Source organism: Psychrobacter sp. PAMC 21119 (genome assembly GCF_000247495.1).
GTDB lineage: Bacteria > Pseudomonadota > Gammaproteobacteria > Pseudomonadales > Moraxellaceae > Psychrobacter > Psychrobacter glaciei.
This window is the reverse complement of record NZ_AHVZ01000017.1, coordinates 140063-160657: the sequence shown is the minus strand read 5'-3', so window position 1 is coordinate 160657 and position 20595 is coordinate 140063. Positions and strand designations below refer to the sequence as shown.

The window sequence follows — 20595 nt, the reverse complement described above, 5'->3', positions numbered from 1 at the left end:
GTGATAGTAAGAACTACCCATACTTTAAGGCCTCGCACCTCGAAAGATAAATCATCTAATTACTTGTAGGTCTTGCACACTACTCTAACCAACTCGATCATTAGGAGGCTGACATGATCGTCAAGCAAAAACCGAACGCACTCAAGCTGTTTTTTACCTTGCGCGGCTCTATCCTACCAAAAATTTATCCTCAGATTTTTCTCACCACCTTGCTTAGCACTTTGATAGCAGGCGTCCAGTACTGGTTTCCAGGCTTCTTCTCTTCTTATAGTACAGCTCCCTTCACCTTGCTAGGGGTTGCTTTATCATTGTTCCTCGGCTTTCGTAACAATGCCAGCTATCAACGCTGGTGGGAAGCTAGGGGCCAATGGGGTCAATTGATAGTGGATGCTCGCAGCTTAGCCCGCCAAGTGATTTCGTTTATGGATGAGGAAACGGAGACTGGACGGCAAACCCAGCGCCGTATGATTCACCTAACCATCGCCTTTACTCATGCTCTGCGCCATCGACTGCGTGACACTGTACCTTGGCAGGACGTTGATCGCTTTGTAGAACCTGAGCACCACGTCAGCATGCGTCAGGCAAAAAACCTGCCCGAGTACCTGCTGCGGCTGATGGGTAAAAAGGTCGGTTACAGTCGTCGTGAGCGATTATTATCAGAGTTTTTAGTGCAAAGCATGGACGAAAGGCTGACATCTATGACTGTGGTATTGTCTGCCTGTGAACGCATTCAGAATACGCCATTACCATTTGCCTATACCCTGTTGGTGCATCGTACGACCTATTTATATTGCTTTATGTTGCCTTTTGGTTTGGTCTCTTCTCTAGGATGGGCTACCCCGTTTGTCTGTGCAGTGATCGCCTATACTTTTTTTGGTCTAGATGCTCTTAGTGAGGAGTTGGAATCGCCTTTTGGCTTAGCCGCTAACAATCTACCACTGAGTGCCATGTCGCGTACCGTAGAGATAAATCTATTAGAAGCTCTGGAAGAAACTGAGCTGCCACCTGATATACAACCTAAAAATGGCTACTTACAGTAAATTATTTTGCGTAAGCAGTTAGCCTTAAGTCTCTGGCTGAGTAGTTATATAAACAGTATTGATGGTGACAGAACAAATAATGGCATTGCTCAAACATGAGTGGATATACGCGCTTCTAAAAAGAAAATAATTATTACCTTATGGTAAAAGTTATTTTCTTTTTAGACCCATTATCTTTTATATGGAATAACGTATGATGGTTTCCATCGACAGACAACGCGGCAAACTTGTTGCAACTCGATAGAAAAACTATTGATAAAAAATCATCCACAACTGGAGAACAACACATGAGCATTTTTACTCACGTTACCCTTGGCACTAACGATGTTAATCAAGCACGTACATTCTATGACAACGTTTTAGAGATTCTAGGGCTTAAACGCATTGCTGACCTAGGTGATAATGGTTCAATATGGGGCGTAGACGCACCATCGTTATTTGTTATGAAACCTAATAACGGTAAGCCAGCTAGTGTTGGTAATGGCAATATGGTGAGCTTTGAAGCACCAAGTCGCGCTGCTATTGACGCATTTCATGCAGCAGCATTGAGCGCTGGTGCTCAAGATGAAGGCCAACCTGGTACACGCGATTGGGCACCTAACGCTTACGCGGCTTATGTTCGTGACCTGGATGGTAATAAGCTTGCCGTTTATTGCTTCAAAGAAGCATAATATAGTCGGTTCAATTTAAAAGTGGTACAAGGCAACCGAGTGTAGATGTATATTTAATACCTCAAGCGAGGTTAACGCTGTAACGCTTTTATAGTGGATTGACTATAGTAGTATTACGGACCACTCGTTCGTACCCACTAATATTAGTATCAATACTACCGTAAAAAGGGTCCTGCAAATTTTGCAGGACCCTTTTGTCATTAAAATCAATTTTGTGACACTTGATATTTTGTTTATTTATGTGAGTCCGCGTACTGTGTACGTTAAACATAGGCTCTGCAATAGCAAAAAAACATTAAGATCTTTCTTATTACCTTCAACCTTTTATAAAGAATATCAATAGATAAATAACACTTATCCATGACTGCAAACGTCAATGAGCAAAATCCAAATATATTTAAAATCAAGAAATACAATTCAATAGGAGTCGCCTGTTTATGGCCACCAATAACAATAAACATATCAATAAAGACATTCTCTGTGACACTGACCACAGTGTTCGAGTCAGGGGAGCTCGCGTTCACAACTTAAAGAATATCGATGTAGATTTACCTCGTGATGCACTGGTTGTTTTTACCGGTATATCAGGATCAGGTAAGTCATCACTTGCTTTTGGCACTTTATTTGCTGAGTCACAACGTCGTTATTTAGATTCAGTATCCCCTTATGCGCGTCGATTGATAGATCAGGTTGATGAGCCTGATGTTGATATGGTAGAAGGTCTGCCGCCAGCAGTTGCTCTACAACAACAACGAGGTACGCCCTCAGTGCGCTCATCAGTAGGCAGTGTTACTTCTATCTCAAACGGGCTACGCATGCTCTATTCACGAGCTGGAGATTATCCTACCGGTCAAGAGATATTGTATGGCGATGCGTTTTCGCCAAATACACCTGAGGGTGCCTGTCCTACTTGTTCTGGTATTGGCCGCGTGTTTGAAGTCACCGAAGAGTTACTAGTACCTGATAACACCAAAACCATTCGAGAGCGTGCTATCGCAGCATGGCCACCAGCGTGGCAAGGCAAAAACCTAAGCCGCATACTGGTGTCACTCGGCTACGATATTGACACGCCTTGGCATAAACTGCCAAAAGAAACCCGCGATTGGATCTTGTTTACAGATGAAACCCCAACCGTTCCTGTCTACCCTGAATACAGCCTTGAGCAAGTAAGAAAAGCGATTGAGAGCGGCGAAAAGCCCAACTATATGGGCACGTTTTCGAGTGCAAAGCGCTTCATACTGCATTCTTTTGCCACTACTCAGAGCCCATTGACAAAAAAGCGCGTTTCTCAGTTTATGCAAATCTCTGTATGTCCGGAATGTGATGGTAAAAAACTGAAAAAAGAATCACTATCCGTTACGTTCGCAGGACTCGATATTGGGGAGCTGTCGCAACTGACCTTTATCGAACTGGCGCGCAAGCTTGAGACTGCGGCCAATAAAGTCCCAACTGACAATATGGCAAATCGTGAAAAGGCTATCGTCGCTCAGCGCATTGCCAGTGATATTTTATCTCGGGTAAAAGCACTGACCCTATTGGGTTTGGGGTACTTATCACTTGAGCGCACCACACCGACACTATCTCCTGGTGAGCTACAACGCTTACGCCTAGCCACTCAAATTCGCTCACAACTTTTTGGGGTGGTTTATGTACTAGATGAACCCTCCGCTGGTCTTCATCCGGCAGATACCCAAGCATTACTAAGTGCCTTAGATGAGCTCATTGCCGCTGGTAACTCAGTGTTTGTCGTCGAGCATGATGTGAGCGTCATCAGACACGCTGATTGGATCATAGACGTTGGCCCCAATGCGGGTACTCATGGCGGCGAGGTGATTTATAGTGGTCCTGTAGAGGGATTGCGCGACGTGACTCACTCGCATACCAGCCGCTATCTGTTCAGCACTGACGCTATCGTAAAACGCACACCAAGAGAGCCGACAGCGTGGCTTAAACTTACAGGGATTACGCGTAATAACTTACAAGAGCTGGATGTCGGTTTTCCATTGGGTGTGATGACTACTGTCACGGGTGTATCAGGTTCAGGCAAGTCGAGTCTAGTGAGTCAAGCTTTGGTAGAGCTCGTTTATGAGGCTCTAGGACAAAAACAAACGGTTGAAGCTCCAACTGGCGAAGCCGATCTACTTGAGCAAGAGTTGGAGACGCCAACCGGTGGACAAATCATTGAGGGTATGGATGATGTCAAACGACTGGTAACCGTCGATCAAAAAGCTATTGGGCGTACGCCGCGCTCAAACCTTGCTACCTATACCGGACTGTTTGATCATGTCCGTAAGCTATTCGCGTCAACGAGCGAGGCAAAATCTCGTCGTTACAACGCAGGGCGTTTTTCATTCAACACGACTAAAGGTCGTTGTCCTAATTGTGAAGGCTTAGGCTTTGTGAGTGTCGAGCTACTGTTTCTTCCTAGCGTCTATTCGCCTTGCCAAGCCTGTCACGGACAGCGCTACAATGAGGACACGCTAGAAATCACTTATCGTGACAAAAACATCGCCGATGTGCTGGCGCTCACGGTTGAATCAGCTTATGAATTCTTTGCAGACGACCCTGCTATCTTGCGAGCATTAAGTGCCTTGCTACAAGTCGGGCTTGGCTACTTACGACTTGGCCAACCAGCAACTGAGCTATCTGGCGGTGAAGCCCAACGTATTAAACTTGCCACTGAATTGCAGCGAACGCAGCGCGGCGATACGCTGTATATCCTAGATGAGCCAACAACGGGTTTGCACCCAAAAGATGTCTCGATGTTGATGGCGCAATTGAATGGACTTGTTGATGCCGGTAACAGCGTTATCATGGTCGAACACGACATGCAGGTTGCTAGTAATAGTGATTGGGTAATTGATATTGGCCCTGGTGCAGGTGATGCAGGTGGCCTTATCGTGGCGCAAGGATTACCTGAAACAGTCGCTGAGTCGAAGACCAGCCGAACTGCACCTTTCATGCGCTTCTAGTGCCCGTCGCAAACCTCTTATGACAGTGCAAAAAACGACAGCGATAATCAGTTTATCGCTGTCGTTTTGCTTAATGTAATTTGATCTTTGGACGACCTATGCGTAGTATTTTTTCGCTGATCCATAAAGCAAATGTCTTGAAGGCACCATGAATAGATATTTGATGCATGCAATAGAGCGATATGTACATAAAACGGGCAATCTTTCCTTCAATGAAAAAGCTGTTATTGGTGAGATTACCCATTAAGTTTCCCACAGTACCGTAACGTGATAGATTAACCAGTGACCCATAATCGTTATAGGTAAAACCTCGTAGTGGCTGCTTTCTTAGCGTTGCAATTATATTTTTTTCAACACATTTTGCCATTTGATGTGCAGATTGCGCGCGCGGTGGCACTTGTTTACCATCGGTTTGGGTGAAGGCGCAGCAATCGCCTAATACAAAGATACTGTCATCAACCGTGCTTTGTAAAAATTTATTTACCCGAATTTGATTATTAGAAGTAAGCTCAAAAACCCCCAAATCTTTAATAAAATCGGGGGCTTTTACGCCTGCCGCCCATACCATGATATCAGCCTCAATCTGCTCATCATCTTTCGTAACAAAGCCGTACTTCGTCGCCTCTTTCACCTGTGTATGTTCACGCACATGAACACCTAGTTTCAATAATTCGCGCTTAGCACTCGACGCAATACGCTCAGGCAAGGCAGGTAAAATGCGTGGTCCCGCTTCAATTAAATGGATGTGTAAACGTTTCGGCGACATATTTGTCAAGCCGTATAGCTTTAATAGATTAGACACATGGTACAGCTCAGCTGAAAGTTCTACTCCCGTTGCACCGCCACCAACAATGGCGATATTAAGCGCTTGCTGCTGGTTATCATCTTGATGAAGACGCGTAAAACCATCAAGCAATGAATGCTGAAAACGTTGAGCTTGCTGAGTTGAATCCAAGAAGTAGCAGTTTTCCTTCACCCCAGGGGTATTGAAGTCGTTACTTATGCTGCCAATGGCAATAACAAGATGATCGTAGTGCACGTGGCGTTCCGGCAAGATAGTATGACCTGATTCATCATACAGTGCAGCAAGAGTGATGGTTTTAGTTTTTTGATCAATATTATCAAATTCCCCCAGCTGAAAGTGGTAATTATGCTGAGCAGCATGCGCCGAGTACACCACACCATCTAAATCAGAATCAATAGAGCCTGTCGCGACTTCATGCAGTAACGGTTTCCAAATATGGGTACGGTTTTTATCTATTAATAATATATCGGCTTGCTTTTTCTTTCCCAACTTGTGTCCTAATTGGGTTACAAGCTCTAAACCACCAGCACCGCCGCCAATAACGACAATTTTAGGTGTGATTATGTTCATAACGTTGTCCTAGACAATAACATATTCAAATAACTGACAGTCTAGTCGCAAGGTAGGTTATGAAAACCAGAGTAACTAATAGACTGCTGTCATTATGAGGTGAGATTCATGAAAGCTAAAATCATCAATCAGGCTTTTGTGTGGCAGGAAATGGTGAGCTTATGGCCATCACAATCATGAATATTAGAAGCTTAATCGTGAGTACTTGATGTATCTGCCCTCCTCAATAGATCAAAGGCAGATGACTTGTTCAAATCGTTATTAACAACCATGAAATCAGTTAACAGGCTCATCATGTATTTTTCATAATAAGCCTGAAATTTTACTTAGGTGCAAACATGTTATCAGCACTGCGATGTGCGGTATAAACTGCCTCACCATCACTTTCGCCATCAAATATAACCGTCACGTTAGGTGTGAATAGTAAGATATCACCTACTTCTGCCACATACTTGTTGCCTTGTAAGTCTCGCATCACAATCTTACCTTTAGTGATTACTTTGTATTCTACAAATTCATAAGTAAACTCAAAATCAACACCAGGTTGCATCGCAAAAAAACCAACCGTTAAGCCATTGGCATTATCGGTGACATTAACTTCTGCCATTTGACTTTTTAGGTTATTAACTTCAAGTAAGCCAGCGAGTTGGTTTAGCTTATAAGTACCTGCTTTAATAAGTTGGATACCAGACTCTTGAGCAAGTGAGGCTACATTGTTTTTGTTTACGGAAAGAGTCATTATTTTAGTCCTAATAAGGTTGACTGAAAGATCAGTATCTGTAAATCATATGTTTTTTTAGCACTATAGATTCAGCTCGTTACTTACTACCTGATCTATAACGCCTACTTTACATTGTTTATGAGAAATGATAACCAGCATTAGAATCAAATGACTTTTACATGTCAGTAATAATAGAAGATAATTGCAGAGTATAAATAAGGTTGGGTGTTCGTCATTGACGTTATTGAGCTATGCTGAAGAAACCGTAGAGATAAACTTGGTAAACTAACGACTTGATGAGGAGTTTATCATGACCAAGAAAGTAAGAACCTACAGTGACGAATTTAAGGCTGAAGCCGTTAAAAAGATCGCTGACAACAATGGCAATATTTCAGCGACTGCGAAGCAGCTTGGTATCGCCATGCAGACCTTATCTAATTGGCACAATAAAGCCAATCAAGGCAAACTTGCAGGAACAGCTCAATATGATCCTGAACTCATAGCGGTGATCGAAGAAAACGAGCGTCTTAAACGACAGCTCAAAGTTGCTGAAGAGGAACGAGAGATACTAAATGAGGAGGGATAAAGCGAAGCACTGCTTCGCCCTGACGCAAGGTAAGAGCTGTGCTCGCAGTGAGACGAGGATTCAAAAGGGTTTGGGCTATCGATCGCCAAGACAGGTGTGGTTTGACTTTTATCGTCAAGCTGCGTAACTAAAATCTCCCAAGTTTAACTGTACGGATTTGACGGCAGGGGTCAAGAGTGTTGATGAGTCTACGTATAATAAGGTAAGACCGTACTTAAATTTGAATATGAGAACACCTGCTGAAATACATTAGAGTTACTCATGTTCAGCTTAATATAGTCAGTTCAATATAATTTCGATACAAGGAAACCGAGTGCAAGTTATACATTAGTATGCTTAGCGAGGATGACGATGTAGCGGATTTATATAGACTTGACTATACAAAAAAGCCAGATGCATAAGGCATCTGGCTCATTGAAAACCATCAATCTATTTTAGAACGAGACATATTAAAAAATCATATGAGCACATAGTGCAATAATCGGTAATGAGATAATGGTTCTTAATAGGAAAATCACTAATAACTGTAAGAAACTAACTGGAATCTTTGTTCCTAAAATCAATCCGCCTACTTCCGACATATAGATCAATTGAGAAACTGACAAGCAAGCGATGACAAACCGAGTTAATTCTGATTCTATTGAAGAACCGATAATAGCAGGCAAAAACATATCCGCAAAACCTACCATAATGGTTTTTGACATTTCTGCTGCAAAAGGTATGTTCAATAATTCTAAGAAGGGAATAAACGGCATACCTAAATAATCAAATACAGGCGTTTCTTCTGCAACGATTAAGCCCATCGTCCCGATTGCCATAACGACCGGCAGTATTCCGATCCACATATCCAAAATGTTTTTTAACCCATCCTTTAAGAAAGTAAAAAAGCTTGGACTCTTTTCTGCTTTGTAAACGGCTTTATGTAAACTATGGGTAAATAACGTTTTCCCTTCAGGAATGGTTTCATGATCTCTATCACTATTTTCTACTACATACGTATCTTCAATTCTAGATAAAGGCAGTAATCTTGGTACTATTAAAGCACAAACGATCCCGCATAAAGCAACCACCCCAATCATATTGAGAAAGTAAGTTTCTAGTTTAACTTGAGAGATGACAACCAAACAGAAGGTAATCGAAACTGCTGAAAAGCTGGTAGCAATAACGGCCGCTTCTTTTTTGGTATAAAACCCACCTTCCAATTGTTTATCAGTTAATAATACGCCGATAGTGCCATCACCCAACCATGATGTTAGACAATCTACAGAGGACCTACCGGGCAAACCAAATAGAGGTCTCATTACTTTACTTAATAAAACACCAAAAAACTCTAATAAGCCAAAATCAAGCAGTAGTGGTAGCAATAATCCAGCTAAGAAAAACACGATAAAAAGTATTGGCATTAATTCATATAATATCAATCCCCCGATATTATCTGAATATATTGCCTCAAACCCAAATTTAAAATAAGTGACTACGACGAAAAATGCACCAAGCATTCTGATAATAAGCCAAGGTGTCGTCACGTTCAGTAAATTATTTAAAAACGCATTATTTAAAATCACTGAAGGTTTCATGATTTTAGTATATAACGTACAACACAGTGTAATCATAATGGAGATTACAACAAACAATGGCAAAAGGTCACCCATGTAACCTTGTATATAATCCTTAAACACAGAGATAGGAATGGTAAATCCTTCTGCATATGATACGAATTTACCATCTACATACGGAATTGGAAATACGAAGAGCATCAAACCTATTATAGAGGGTATGAAGAATTTTAAAAATTGTCTGATACTGATACTGCTGACATCTTGACTTGAAGAACTAGATTTAATAACGTCCATATTATTGTTACCCGCAGTCCATTTTTTAACTAGCCTAAAAAATATTTGTAATAAATATATGTAGGCTAGATGCTTTAACTCATTTTAATATTTAATATTAGTAATTCTTTAAAAGGGACTGCGTCACTTTTTCTAATATTTTAAATATTCTGGTTGAGTCATCTTTTGAATTGTTATACAAAGGATTAATTTCTGCCATCTCCCAGCAGCATACTTTCTTATTCTTGATTAACTCTATGTTAAGTTGCATGGCTTGTTCGTATGACAGGCCATTCATTGCAGGCGTACCGGTTCCTGGCACATACAAAGGGTCAACGCTATCAACATCAAATGAGACATAGATATGATCACAGTATTCTAGTTTCTTAAAGATTTCCTCTACTGTGGAGCTGATGCCTTTTTGAGTGATTTCAGCAACGCTATACAAAGGGATTTTATGTCTTCTAATTAAATCCATCTCTTCTTCTTGATAGTCTCTAACGGCACAAAAAACCACATTTTCTGGCTTGATTGAGGGTTCATCAGATGCCATAAATTTCAATTTTTCCCAATACTCTTTTTCTTTTTCAGAAAGCTCATTGCGCTGGCATTCTAGATTGTCAATGGCACAAGCCATCGCCAAAGGCATGCCATGCATGTTTCCTGATCCACTGGTATAGGGTGAATGAAAATCAGCGTGTGCGTCTATATAGACCACACCAATTTCAGCATCAGGATGCGCCATTTTTAGGCCATGCATCGTTCCTGCGCAGCTAGAGTGGTCTCCAGCTAAAACGATGGGGAATTTATTCTCATTTCTGATATCTTTTATTTTATGTGCTAACTTAGAGATAATCGGTTCAATCACATCAGCATATTTTGCATGCGCAAATTGTGATTCCCCTTCACTGTTGCTATCATCCTCAATACTGTCGAATTGCAATTTTTCAAAATAATCTGCATTAAGCTCTTTCGATGATGCTTTTAGTGCATCAATGCCTAAAGAGGCGCCTTTTTTATATCCTGCGATATCTGAATAAACTTCGACTATTCTTATATTTTTCATCATATCAGTCATGATTTTGTCTCTATTAAATAAAATAATTTTTACATCATTTAAATTAAATTCATTTTTATATATTAAAGCTCTTGAAAATTAGCAGATAGATTTAAAACAATAAACATATCTATAACTGTCCAAGAGCCTTGCTAAACATAGATAAAATTTAAAAAAATGATGCAGATTTTAAACGCTACACAAAATGAGAAGTGCTTATCATTTTTTTGTACTAATTACTGTTGTATCAATAGCGATTGTATTAATCACTTACGACATAGCCGCAGCCACCGATTCAGCTTCATTCGTCACTATGCTGCGATCTTTGCTATGTTCTTTCACTACCGAATATAGATTTTTAGGGTCAGCTTGCTGAGGTATCATATCTAAAATCTCATACCCTCCCTGCTTTCTGATCAAGTCGCGTAAAAATACCAATGCCGTAAAATCTTCGGATGCGAAACCAACACCATCAAACACGACTAGATCATCAGCTGACGTGCGAGCTTGCACTTCACCTTTGAGGATGCGATGAAATTCAGTAACAGGGAAATCGCTTGATAGATTTTGGATCTCTCCCTCAATGCGTGTCTGAGGCTCAAACTCTACAATCACATGATCTGCTCGCATTAATATATTGCTATCCAGCTCTGTTTTACCAGGACAATCACCACCAATCGCATTAATATAGACACCTTTTGTGATTATATCGTCGCGTAAGATAGTGGCATTGGTTTTGTCAGCCGTACAGGTAGTAATGATCTCTGCACCCAAAACAGCTTCCTCTAACGTGCGACAAATAATCACTTTCAAACCTGAGTCTGAAAGGTTGTCAGCCGTTTTTTGCGAGGCCGCTGGATCAACATCATACAAACGAACTTCTGAGATGCCCATTATGGCTTTCATACCCAATGCTTGAAATTCAGACTGAGCGCCGTTTCCTATTAACGCCAGTTTTGTAACGCCTTTTGGGGCACAATGTTTGGCCAACATAGCTGATGTGGCAGCCGTACGTAATGCCGTCAGGATACACATCTCTGTCAGCAAAATAGGATAGCCATTTTCGACGTCAGACAAGATACCCATCGCCGCTACGGTCTGTAGATTTCGTTTGGTATTGATTGGATGGCCATTGACATATTTGCAAGCAAACATCTCTCCATCGCTGACTGGCATCAACTCGATGACACCGTCTTTGGAATGCGAAGCAAAGCGAGAAGATTTTTCAAATTGATCCCAACGAAGAAAATCTTGCTCTAAAGCATCCACCAGATCTGTAATACATTGCTCAACGCCATAATCATGAATCATTTTAGCCATCGCTTGTACACTAACGAATGGAACGCCTTCCTTGGGTGGTACGATAAATTTCGACATTAATTCTATTCCTTTTCATGAATATTGTTTGTTGAACCGACAATTAATATCCTACCAACTATAACTGTCAGTTAAAATGTTAATAAGTTATTAAATATGGACATATTTTTGACATATTGTTAAGTGTTACTTATCATAATGTCAAAACTCAATGAAGGAAGCGTTTTTATGGCGTATTACACTTATGACTCTTTAGATAGCGAACTGATATCTGAACTTCGACAAGATGGCCGAGCAACCATCTCAAACCTTGCTAAAAAACTCAAAGTCTCTCGTGCCACTGTCCAAAACAGACTGGATAGACTGATGCATAACGGCGCTATTTTAGGATTTACGATTCGAGTGCATGAGGCACTAGATAAAGAAACCGTCAAAGCGATGATGATGATTGAAGTAACAGGAAAGTCTACATCACAAGTGATTAGGAAGTTACGTGGTATCCCGCAACTGATTAAGCTACATACGACCAATGGAGCGTGGGACTTGGTCGCAGAGATACACACTACAAGCTTGAGAGAATTTGATGAAGTGCTACGTCAAGTAAGAGAAATTGATGGCATTCTGAATAGCGAAACCAGTGTTTTGCTTTCGAGTTTGTAATATAGTCAATCCTCTATAAACTGGATACGGTGTCAGGCGCGCTCTAAGAATGTAATTCCCTAATGAGGAATTGAATGTCTGGCTGTAGCCCACGTAATTCCAATGGGTATAGGCTTTTATATTGAGTTAGTGTACATCTGAATATACTCAATGAGCTGGGCTTGATGGTTTTTTGGCTAGGTTATTAGGGTCTGTTGAACATTCAAATATTCGGACTGCTGATCGCTAAAATCGCACCAAACTAGGCGTAAACTGATGATAATGTCGAGACCTTAGCTAGGTTTATAACAACGTTTGGTGCGATTTTAGCATCAGCCCTTCGGGGCGGGACTATTTTTTGCCAATACATGGCGAAATTGTCTACCCTAGAATGACTAGGCGTCAAAAATTTCACTGCATATTGTCTAAAAAATAGCCACTGCCAGTGCCACATTTGAATGTTCAACAGACCCTAGGTAATCATTAAAGTATAGACCTCTAAAACTCCTACTCTTCAATGATCGTGGCGATTCACCGCTGACTATTTAAACTATGTTTCATTACTGGCAACCCAATAAAGACTCGTATCTTCTTTTTTTAAAAGTACAGTTGCAAGCGTACGATCTTATAGTGATGTACTGACAGCGATATTCAGGAGGCACAGATTCTCATCTAAATAGTCACGCCTGTGTAGGCAATGATTTTTGATGATGCAGGGCATACAAGTGTGGTTAGCAACCAAGGTAAGTAGTGATATAATGCCCCAATTATCGATATTTTATGAAAGGTTTACATTATGGCTCGTACAGCTAGCGCATTACATATTTTAGTAAAACACAAAGAGCAGGCTGAAGACATTATTGCCAAGCTCAAAAAAGGCGCCAAGTTTGATGTACTGGCTAAAAAACACTCAACCTGCCCATCAGGTAAAAAAGGCGGCAGCTTAGGTGAGTTTGAAAAAGGTGACATGGTACCGCCATTTGACAAAGTCTGCTTCAGCGGTGAACTTTTCACCCCACATTTAGTGAAGACTAAATTTGGCTGGCATGTGGTTAAAGTACTTTACAGGACGTAAGCACTAGCGCCGGAGCTTTGAGTGGTGGCTGACTGAAAGATGCCTTGAGCATTATCCTGACTCATTTATGATCTAAAACAACTTACAATCTAATGTCAGTGTCATAGCTAATAATATTATGGACAGAATAGAGGTCGGAAACACTGCTAAATGGCAGTACCCAATTACGAATTGAATATTAGGACGTGTTGAATATTCATAGATAGGCACGGTCAGTGCCATAGTCGAATGTTCAAACACGCCCTAAACTTTAATGACACAATAGCTCAGAACAAGCACAATACTTTTTCTATCAGCTCAGCGCGTGGATAAGGGCATAGATAAGCGAAAATTAGCAGCACCTTATGGCACTTTTATATTCTGAACGGCATCAAATGGCAGGGCAATAGAAATTTACATCGCATTTTAGAACGCAGATGGTACTTACGCTTTATTTACTGAGTCAATGGCGTTAGAAATTACTCAAAAACGCTAGAAAACACCGCCAACAAGTGGATAATGATAGGTCAAATCTTCTCAATTCCAGTTTATACGCTCACAAAAACCAAATATAGTCAGTCCTCTATAAATCAGATACGGTATCAGGCTCACTTAGTCTACTATTTGTAGTACTTTCACTTGCCTTCCTTGTATCCAAACTATATTGAACCGACTATGGTTAACGGGCGTTCAGTGAACTGGAGTCATTATCAGTTAGTAGAATAAAAGGATTTAACATGCGACTGTCATCATTCATGCAAAAAATGCACAAACGCAACCCTAAACTGGGCAAAGTCGCCTCGCTTGCAACGGCAACAGGTGTGCTTGCTGGTAATAGTTTAATCGTTGCGCTACCCGTATGGCTGATGGGTGCCACCAAAGTCGTGACTGGTGCGGCGATCGCTGATGACACGATGATCAAGGTGACCAATTATTGGATAAACAGTAATAACGCCTTAATCGATAATATCTTGCCGGAGAAAGACTGGCGTATCAGCCTACCCGATGACGTCAATATGCAAGGCAAGTACCTACTGATGAGTAATCATCAATCATGGGTAGATACCAGTATCGTGCAATATATTAGTGAAAATCGCTTACCATTGACGCGCTTTTTCACCAAGTTTGAGCTGATATATATTCCTGTTATTGGTCAAGCTTTTTACTTTTTAGACTTTCCTATGATGCGTCGGCACTCTAAAGAAGCGATTGCTAAAAACCCAGCCTTACAAGGTAAGGATATTGAGGAAGCAAAACGCGCGTGCGCCCTCCTCAAAGACAAACCCTTTACCTTATTGAACTATTTAGAAGGGACGCGCTTTACCCAAGACAAGCATGACAAACAGCAGTCACCTTATAAGCATCTGCTTAAGCCTCGCGCGGGTGGTCTCTCATTGGCGATCAATGCGTTGGGTAAAGAGATGGATGGCATCTTGGATATGACCATCGTTTATCCTGATGGGGTGCCGACGTATAGTGATCTGTGGAAGGGTAACATTAAGCGTTTGGGCGTCGACGTGCGACATGTCGAGATACCTGATGCACTATTTGATGCGGTCAAAAACGGTGGTTATGAGAATGACGAGGCCATCAAGGCGCAAATGTTTGCTTGGATAGAGGAAATGTGGCATCAAAAAGATCAGCGTATTAGCGCTATGCTGGCTGAATTTGATAGCCATCCTGACGTCTAAACCAATCAATAGAAAAGGCCATAAATAAGGCTTATATATTTTGATACTTTGACCCCCACATTAAAAAAGTGAGTGGGATGTCAAAAAGCATGCTTGGTGGTTAGAGCATGATTATAATCAGGTTAATACAAGACAGAGACAGCGCAGAGAATATCAGGATATTAACTAGGGCGTGTCATCATTTAGATTGTGAGGCTTAAAATGAGAAAAATTGCAGCCAAACAAGGAAGAAATTGCCGTAAATATGAACATATTGACAAGATTGCTGACGATGTTTGGCAAAATTTAGCCATTTTAAGACCACTAAATGTATCAATGTGCTAATTGATGACACGCCCTAGCTGTTTGGCAAAATTTAGCCGTTTTTAACCCATTTAGTCACTTTCGTTCAGATTGAGGACACGCCCTGACTCATCAAGGTATAGTCGATTCAATTTAAAAGTAGTACAAGGTAACCGAGTGTAGATGTATATTTGATACTTCAAGCGAGGTTAACGCTGTAATACTTTTATAGTGGAATGACTATATTTAAATATGAAACGTGCCAATCAATTACAGCCATTATCTCGCCAGCATCACCTTGGTCTCAACTTGTCTCGTCATGCGAAAGAATGCACTGACACGGCTACAGAGATTGCCCAGCACTGGCATAATCTCACCGCTTATATCGACGATATGCAATATCACTTTCAGATTGAAGATCATTTTCAGATTGAAGACAGTTTAATTGCCAACGCCCTAGAGCCTTATCGAGCGTCTCAACCTGAAGTAGAATCGGTATTAGTGGCGCTTGCTGATCAGCATAAACGCTTGCAGACTCTGATAGATGCGGGACAAAAAACGGCGAGACAGTCTATAACGGTAAAACAAATAAGAGAGCTTGCCACGTTACTATACGACCATATTCGTTTTGAGGAGCGCGAACTGTATCCTATTGTGGAAAAGTATCTAACAGAGGATAAGCTGGATGCTATTTATCAAGCAAGTCCAGACAGTATTAAGCGCTCAAACGAGAATCGCTAGAAATTATAGTGTTTTAAAAAGGCTGTTTGCGTCGCTTCTATCGGTGTTAATTGAGCATCAGCGTTGATTTAGCTTATTGACAGTCGCAATCAAGGCGACCATGATGATACCAATGATAATAAGAATGCCGGACATCATATGGGCCGCTTCATAATTCAGTGCCTCCACTTGCTCATAGATAGCAATCGAGACGACCTTGGTCTCACCAGAGATACTCCCACCTATCATCAATACCACTCCAAACTCGCCAATAGTATGGGCAAAGCTAATTAAGCTGCCAAGAATAATACCAACGCGCGCTTGTGGCAATGCCACTTTCATAAAGCGCCTCAGACGACTTGGCTCCAATAAATGCGCCACTTCGATGACGCTGGCTGGAATGCGTAAAAACTGAGCGTAGACAGGCTGAATATAAAAGGGCAACGAGTAAATAATAGAGCCGATGACAAGCCCTTCAAAGGTAAAGATGAATGGGCTAATATCATGCTCAGCGAGCCATCTACCGATACCCACGTTGGGGCTTAATAGCAGTAATAAATAAAAGCCAATCACGGTAGGCGGTAATACTAACGGCAACGCGATAACGCCCATTAGTAAGACCTTAAAACGGCTAAGTACTCGGCCACGGCTGGGTTTGGCGAGCCAATAAGCAATAGGCGTGGCAAACAGTAATAAGCATAAGGTCGTAACACTAGCGAGCTTAATACTCACCCACAATGGACTGAGCATGTCTGTCATAAGAGATTGGGCTATCATAACGTCATTGCTCTTTCTTGGTCGTTGCTAGCCATTAATGATCGTAACAAGTAATATAGTCAAAATATCCTAAAAACGCGACGCTATTGCTGATATCAGTTTTTTGTCTCCTCTGTCTGCGCAGGCACAGCAAGCAAGGAAAAAGAGTACAAGTACTACGCATTGTAGGCCAAGCAATTTTGACACAGCTAATCGTATTTTTGGGTTTAGTATAAGGATAATGCTTGGTTATTTAACCATTAAATAGCCCGCTTGTGAGAAATAGTGTTGTCCTGCTTTTGAGCGCAAATAATCTGTGAAATCTGCGGCGATGGGTGCATCACTAATGACGATACCATCTTGCAAAATCGCTGGATAAGAGGTTGGTGCTAACGTGATGAATTGTTCAGGTTTGGCTTTGATAGCGATGATTTGTGACTGTGCAACAAAACCATAATCCACACTACCCGTATGCGCGTATTGAAATGCTTGGCCGATATTTTCTGCTTGTATCAGGCGTTTTTGCTTATTTAAAGTGTTATATAAATTTTGCGATTGTAGATAGGCTTGTGCCGATGCGCCATAAGGAGCAAGCTCAGGATTAGCGATGGCTATCTTACTATGAGCGTCATTTATGAGTAAATCACTCAGCGTTGCTGGCTCCAGACCATCCAATGACTTAGTGACGCTATATAGTGCCAACTGGCCTTGCGTATAAGTAAATGGTGTATAGCTCTCATTATTTTTAGCGTTATCTACGACTCTTTCAGCCGCCAATTTGGCAGGGAATTCTTGATTGGCAGATAAAAATATATCGTAAGGTGCCCCTGCTTTTATTTGCGCGTACAACTTGCCTGACGAGGCATAAGTGACGTCAATATCCTGTGCCGCTAAGTTTTTATCTGTTTGATAACCGTCAATAATTTGAGGCAACACATCCGATAAATTGGCAGCAGCAGCGATACGCAGGGTTTGAGTTTGCTCAGGTGTCTGGCTAGCAGAATCCGTGTCAACCGTATTTTCTGCTGTACAAGCGCTTAACGCTAGTAGTAAAAATGCAAAGATAGGTGTCACTGCCATCAACTTAGCCATTACTAACCATCCTCGTTCTTAACCGTTATTGCTAAGCCACTTCGAAACATCATTGTCGTAATACTCTTGTTTCCACACCGGAATGTCTGCCTTAATCGTATCTAGTATCCAGCGGCAAGCATCAAAAGCAGGATAACGATGGGCAGAAACCACACCAACCCATACAGCGACATCACCTATCTCTAAAGCACCGATACGATGGATGGCAATAGCATGAGTGATTTCAAAACGCTTTTTGGCTTCTTCGATAATTGCGCGACCTTGATTCAGTGCCAAGTCTTCATAGCCATAATAGGTTAAGCGCTCAACGCTGGTGGCATTATTGTGATTGCGTACTCTGCCCTCAAAGCAAACGAAAGCACCGCAGCTATCATCGTCGAGGGTGTTTTTGAGTCGGCCGTCATCAATCACCACATCCAATAACGCAAAGCCATCACGCTCAGCGATTAGGTAGGCTTCGTCGATGCTACGCTTGATGGTCATTGAGTGGCTATGGACGTTATCTGTCATGTGATATCTCTATTTGCTGTCTTTTTAAATAGGAAGCGGTCTACTAAAATTTAACCACCCGCGACTGGCGTGATAAATACCACACTGTCACCATCATGGATCTGGTCTGTCCATTTAGCAAAGTAATCATTTACCGCCACGCGTAGCTCTGCCTGCGGGCGACTAAAGCGATGCTTTTGACTGAGTTGTTCGTACAGCTCAGTTAATGAGGTCGATTGCTCAACGCTGACCGCTTCCTCTTGGCAGTTGGCTTCATCCGCTAAGCTGGCGAAATATAGCACGTTGATAGTCATCCTTGCTTCAGTGTTTGGTGCTACGTCAATAGTACTCATAAAAACCTTCCATTCTGTGTAAGCTGTCGAGCGTTATACTGATATTACTGCTTATTTAATAATGCTCATCGTGAAAAAATCCCATCAATCTAAGCCTGATTTTAAGCATGACTATAATCTGATTTGCCGCCTGTTTTTGTCACCAAATGAATATTATCAATAACGATATCATGCGATAGTGCTTTGGTCATATCATAGATCGTCAGACAAGCAATGCTAACGGCAGTTAAGGCTTCCATCTCCACCCCAGTTTTATGCGTGACTTTGACAGTGCCGCTGACGATAATGGCATGCAGCGCATCATCGTAGGCAAAGGCTAGACCAATCTTGTCTAGCGGCAATGGGTGACACAATGGAATCAAGTCGTGCGTGCGCTTGGCGGCCATGATACCGGCGATATGCGCCGTCTGAGTAATACTGCCCTTTTTGGTCATGCCATCAGCAGCTTTGATTTGCGCATAAATCTCGCTTGGAAAACACACTTGTCCAACCGCGTTGGCTTCTCGCGTCGTTGCCATCTTGCCACTGACATCGACCATGGTAATATCACCATTGCCGTCTAGATGCGATAAGCTAGATTGCTTGCTTTCTTGACTATTACTATTCATTGCTAATTTCTCTTGATAAACTTTTTTTATAAATCGCTTAACGCTGCGCAGGCGCGTTGGAAATCTTCAGGAGTATTAAAGTTGGTCAAATGCTGCCAATTTCCTGTCAAAGGCACAGCTTGCGTCAGAGGCTTAATAAATGACATGACACGGCGTTGACCGCTATCAATATAAGCCTTCAAATCAGCCTCAATACTTAATTGATACAGCCCTAACAACGGATATAGATGACTATCATCGGTTAGACAAATAACTTTTTTATCAGCCGCTTGGCTCATCGCCGCTTGCAATTTTTGCCACAAATTAGTTGCAGGTATTAAGCTATCGCAGCTAATAACGAGTAACCATGAAGAGCCGGAGTTTTGGTTTGGCGTTGCATCAGTGAGCTTGGCTAATGTCTGCAAAGCTGATTCAATAGCAACCAAAGCCCCGCCATTATCGCTCTGCTCGTCATCATTGACAGGATTATAATCAGTAATATGCATAATTGGAGATTGTGGATTACCAATACTTAAATCTAAATCAACCGTAAAACCGCGCTCATTGTCTGCAATCATAATCGGTATATTGAAACCAGCGGTATTTGAATCAGCCGCTGTTAGTTCAAGGGCATGACGCACATGATAGTCTAACAGCCGCTCACCTGTCGGCAGAATGAGCTCCGCTTTGGGCGCGCCCATACGCTTGGACGCGCCACCCGCTAAGATGACTACGCCTGCTAAGCTATTTAGATGTGGTGCAGTATTAGCCATCATTGAATATCAGTCATGGCTAGGATTTTGTGCCAAAAAGTGCGGCACAAAATTGCACGGACGAGTACGACTATCGAACTGCTCTTTTAAGATATTTTCCCAGCCAGTACGACACGCGCCTGATGAGCCCGGTAAGCAAAATATACCTGTGCCATTTGCCATGCCAGCGACTGCTCTTGATTGTACCGTAGACATGCCAATTTCATCTTTTGAGATGAGACGAAACATTTCACCAAAGCCATCGATCGACTTATCAAACAGTACTTTTACCGCTTCTGGCATACTGTCTCTGATAAAAAATCCTGTACCGCCCGTTGTAATCACCGCATGAACCTTTGGATCTGCAATCCAGCCACTGATAACCGCTCTTATCTGATAGATATCATCAGAGATCAGCTGCCGATCTGCCAAGTGATGCCCTGCTTCGGTTAAGCTGTCTGCCAAGTATTGTCCTGAAGTATCTTCTGCGAGTGTGCGACTGTCGGAGACGGTTAATACGGCAATACTAAGCGGTGTAAATGCTGCAGCGGGTTTGCTCATAGAGTTTCCTAGAGAAGGTGATGTTAATGGTTGAAAAAGCGTAACGTG

The 20595-nt window shown here is 41.8% G+C and carries 19 protein-coding genes and 1 pseudogene; 8 read left to right on the top strand and 12 right to left on the bottom strand.

Annotation, left to right across the window (positions count from 1 at the left end):
- Positions 1-113: 113 nt before the first annotated feature.
- The 3 genes from RH96_RS07085 to uvrA all read left to right on the top strand — a co-directional run bounded on the left by RH96_RS07085 (position 114) and on the right by uvrA (position 4683).
- Entirely contained in the window at positions 114-1040 is a 927-nt protein-coding gene (locus tag RH96_RS07085) for a bestrophin family protein (protein ID WP_010199112.1), read from the top strand.
- A gap of 287 nt (positions 1041-1327) precedes the next feature.
- Positions 1328-1711: a VOC family protein gene (locus RH96_RS07080; RefSeq protein WP_010199110.1), complete on the top strand. Its 384-nt coding sequence runs from the start codon at positions 1328-1330 to the stop codon at positions 1709-1711.
- A 437-nt stretch (positions 1712-2148) separates the two neighbouring features.
- Entirely contained in the window at positions 2149-4683 is a 2535-nt protein-coding gene (gene uvrA, locus RH96_RS07075; RefSeq protein ID WP_010199109.1) for an excinuclease ABC subunit UvrA, read from the top strand.
- A gap of 70 nt (positions 4684-4753) precedes the next feature.
- Here uvrA and RH96_RS07070 read toward each other — a convergent pair whose 3' ends face one another.
- A complete protein-coding gene (locus tag RH96_RS07070) occupies positions 4754-6058 on the bottom strand; it encodes an NAD(P)/FAD-dependent oxidoreductase (protein WP_010199107.1) in 1305 nt (434 codons plus the stop codon).
- Positions 6059-6380: 322 nt separating this feature from the next.
- A complete protein-coding gene (locus RH96_RS07065; RefSeq protein ID WP_010199104.1) occupies positions 6381-6797 on the bottom strand; it encodes a hypothetical protein in 417 nt (138 codons plus the stop codon).
- Positions 6798-7089: 292 nt separating this feature from the next.
- On the opposite strand from RH96_RS07065, the pseudogene RH96_RS07060 reads away from it, so the two are divergent.
- Positions 7090-7356: pseudogene (locus RH96_RS07060) on the top strand (transposase); the annotation flags it as partial.
- 458 nt (positions 7357-7814) lie between these two features.
- On the opposite strand, the gene RH96_RS07055 reads toward RH96_RS07060, so the two are convergent.
- The 3 genes from RH96_RS07055 to RH96_RS07045 form a co-directional block, all read right to left on the bottom strand.
- Positions 7815-9218: a YjiH family protein gene (locus RH96_RS07055; RefSeq protein ID WP_010199097.1), complete on the bottom strand. Its 1404-nt coding sequence runs from the start codon at positions 9216-9218 to the stop codon at positions 7815-7817.
- A 97-nt stretch (positions 9219-9315) separates the two neighbouring features.
- Positions 9316-10275: an arginase gene (locus RH96_RS07050; protein WP_010199096.1), complete on the bottom strand. Its 960-nt coding sequence runs from the start codon at positions 10273-10275 to the stop codon at positions 9316-9318.
- A 249-nt stretch (positions 10276-10524) separates the two neighbouring features.
- Entirely contained in the window at positions 10525-11631 is a 1107-nt protein-coding gene (locus RH96_RS07045) for an ornithine cyclodeaminase (RefSeq protein WP_010199092.1), read from the bottom strand.
- A gap of 168 nt (positions 11632-11799) precedes the next feature.
- On the opposite strand from RH96_RS07045, the gene RH96_RS07040 reads away from it, so the two are divergent.
- From RH96_RS07040 to RH96_RS07025, 4 genes are all read left to right on the top strand, one after another.
- The gene (locus RH96_RS07040) at positions 11800-12231 is read left to right on the top strand and encodes an Lrp/AsnC family transcriptional regulator (RefSeq protein ID WP_010199089.1); all 432 of its coding nucleotides are present in this window, start codon (positions 11800-11802) and stop codon (positions 12229-12231) included.
- Positions 12232-13006: 775 nt separating this feature from the next.
- A complete protein-coding gene (locus RH96_RS07035) occupies positions 13007-13285 on the top strand; it encodes a peptidylprolyl isomerase (protein WP_010199082.1) in 279 nt (92 codons plus the stop codon).
- A gap of 716 nt (positions 13286-14001) precedes the next feature.
- The gene (locus RH96_RS07030; RefSeq protein WP_010199077.1) at positions 14002-14955 is read left to right on the top strand and encodes an acyltransferase; all 954 of its coding nucleotides are present in this window, start codon (positions 14002-14004) and stop codon (positions 14953-14955) included.
- Between the two features lie 534 nt (positions 14956-15489).
- Positions 15490-15978 carry a hemerythrin domain-containing protein gene (locus tag RH96_RS07025; RefSeq protein ID WP_010199074.1) on the top strand — a complete coding sequence of 163 codons (489 nt, stop codon included), beginning with the start codon at positions 15490-15492 and terminating at the stop codon, positions 15976-15978.
- Between the two features lie 57 nt (positions 15979-16035).
- Here RH96_RS07025 and modB read toward each other — a convergent pair whose 3' ends face one another.
- The 7 genes from modB to moaB form a co-directional block, all read right to left on the bottom strand.
- Positions 16036-16734: a molybdate ABC transporter permease subunit gene (modB, locus tag RH96_RS07020; RefSeq protein ID WP_010199072.1), complete on the bottom strand. Its 699-nt coding sequence runs from the start codon at positions 16732-16734 to the stop codon at positions 16036-16038.
- A gap of 228 nt (positions 16735-16962) precedes the next feature.
- Positions 16963-17805, bottom strand: a complete 843-nt coding sequence (gene modA, locus RH96_RS07015) for a molybdate ABC transporter substrate-binding protein (RefSeq protein WP_010199069.1) — start codon at positions 17803-17805, stop codon at positions 16963-16965.
- 18 nt (positions 17806-17823) lie between these two features.
- A complete protein-coding gene (locus tag RH96_RS07010; protein WP_010199066.1) occupies positions 17824-18315 on the bottom strand; it encodes a molybdenum cofactor biosynthesis protein MoaE in 492 nt (163 codons plus the stop codon).
- A gap of 50 nt (positions 18316-18365) precedes the next feature.
- A complete protein-coding gene (locus tag RH96_RS07005; RefSeq protein ID WP_010199064.1) occupies positions 18366-18647 on the bottom strand; it encodes a MoaD/ThiS family protein in 282 nt (93 codons plus the stop codon).
- A 101-nt stretch (positions 18648-18748) separates the two neighbouring features.
- On the bottom strand, positions 18749-19255 hold the full coding sequence (moaC, locus tag RH96_RS07000; RefSeq protein WP_010199061.1) for a cyclic pyranopterin monophosphate synthase MoaC: 507 nt from the start codon (positions 19253-19255) through the stop codon (positions 18749-18751).
- Positions 19256-19281: 26 nt separating this feature from the next.
- Positions 19282-20010: a molybdenum cofactor guanylyltransferase gene (locus tag RH96_RS06995; RefSeq protein WP_010199058.1), complete on the bottom strand. Its 729-nt coding sequence runs from the start codon at positions 20008-20010 to the stop codon at positions 19282-19284.
- 6 nt (positions 20011-20016) lie between these two features.
- A complete protein-coding gene (moaB, locus tag RH96_RS06990) occupies positions 20017-20547 on the bottom strand; it encodes a molybdenum cofactor biosynthesis protein B (protein WP_010199056.1) in 531 nt (176 codons plus the stop codon).
- Between the last annotated feature and the right edge of the window lie 48 nt (positions 20548-20595).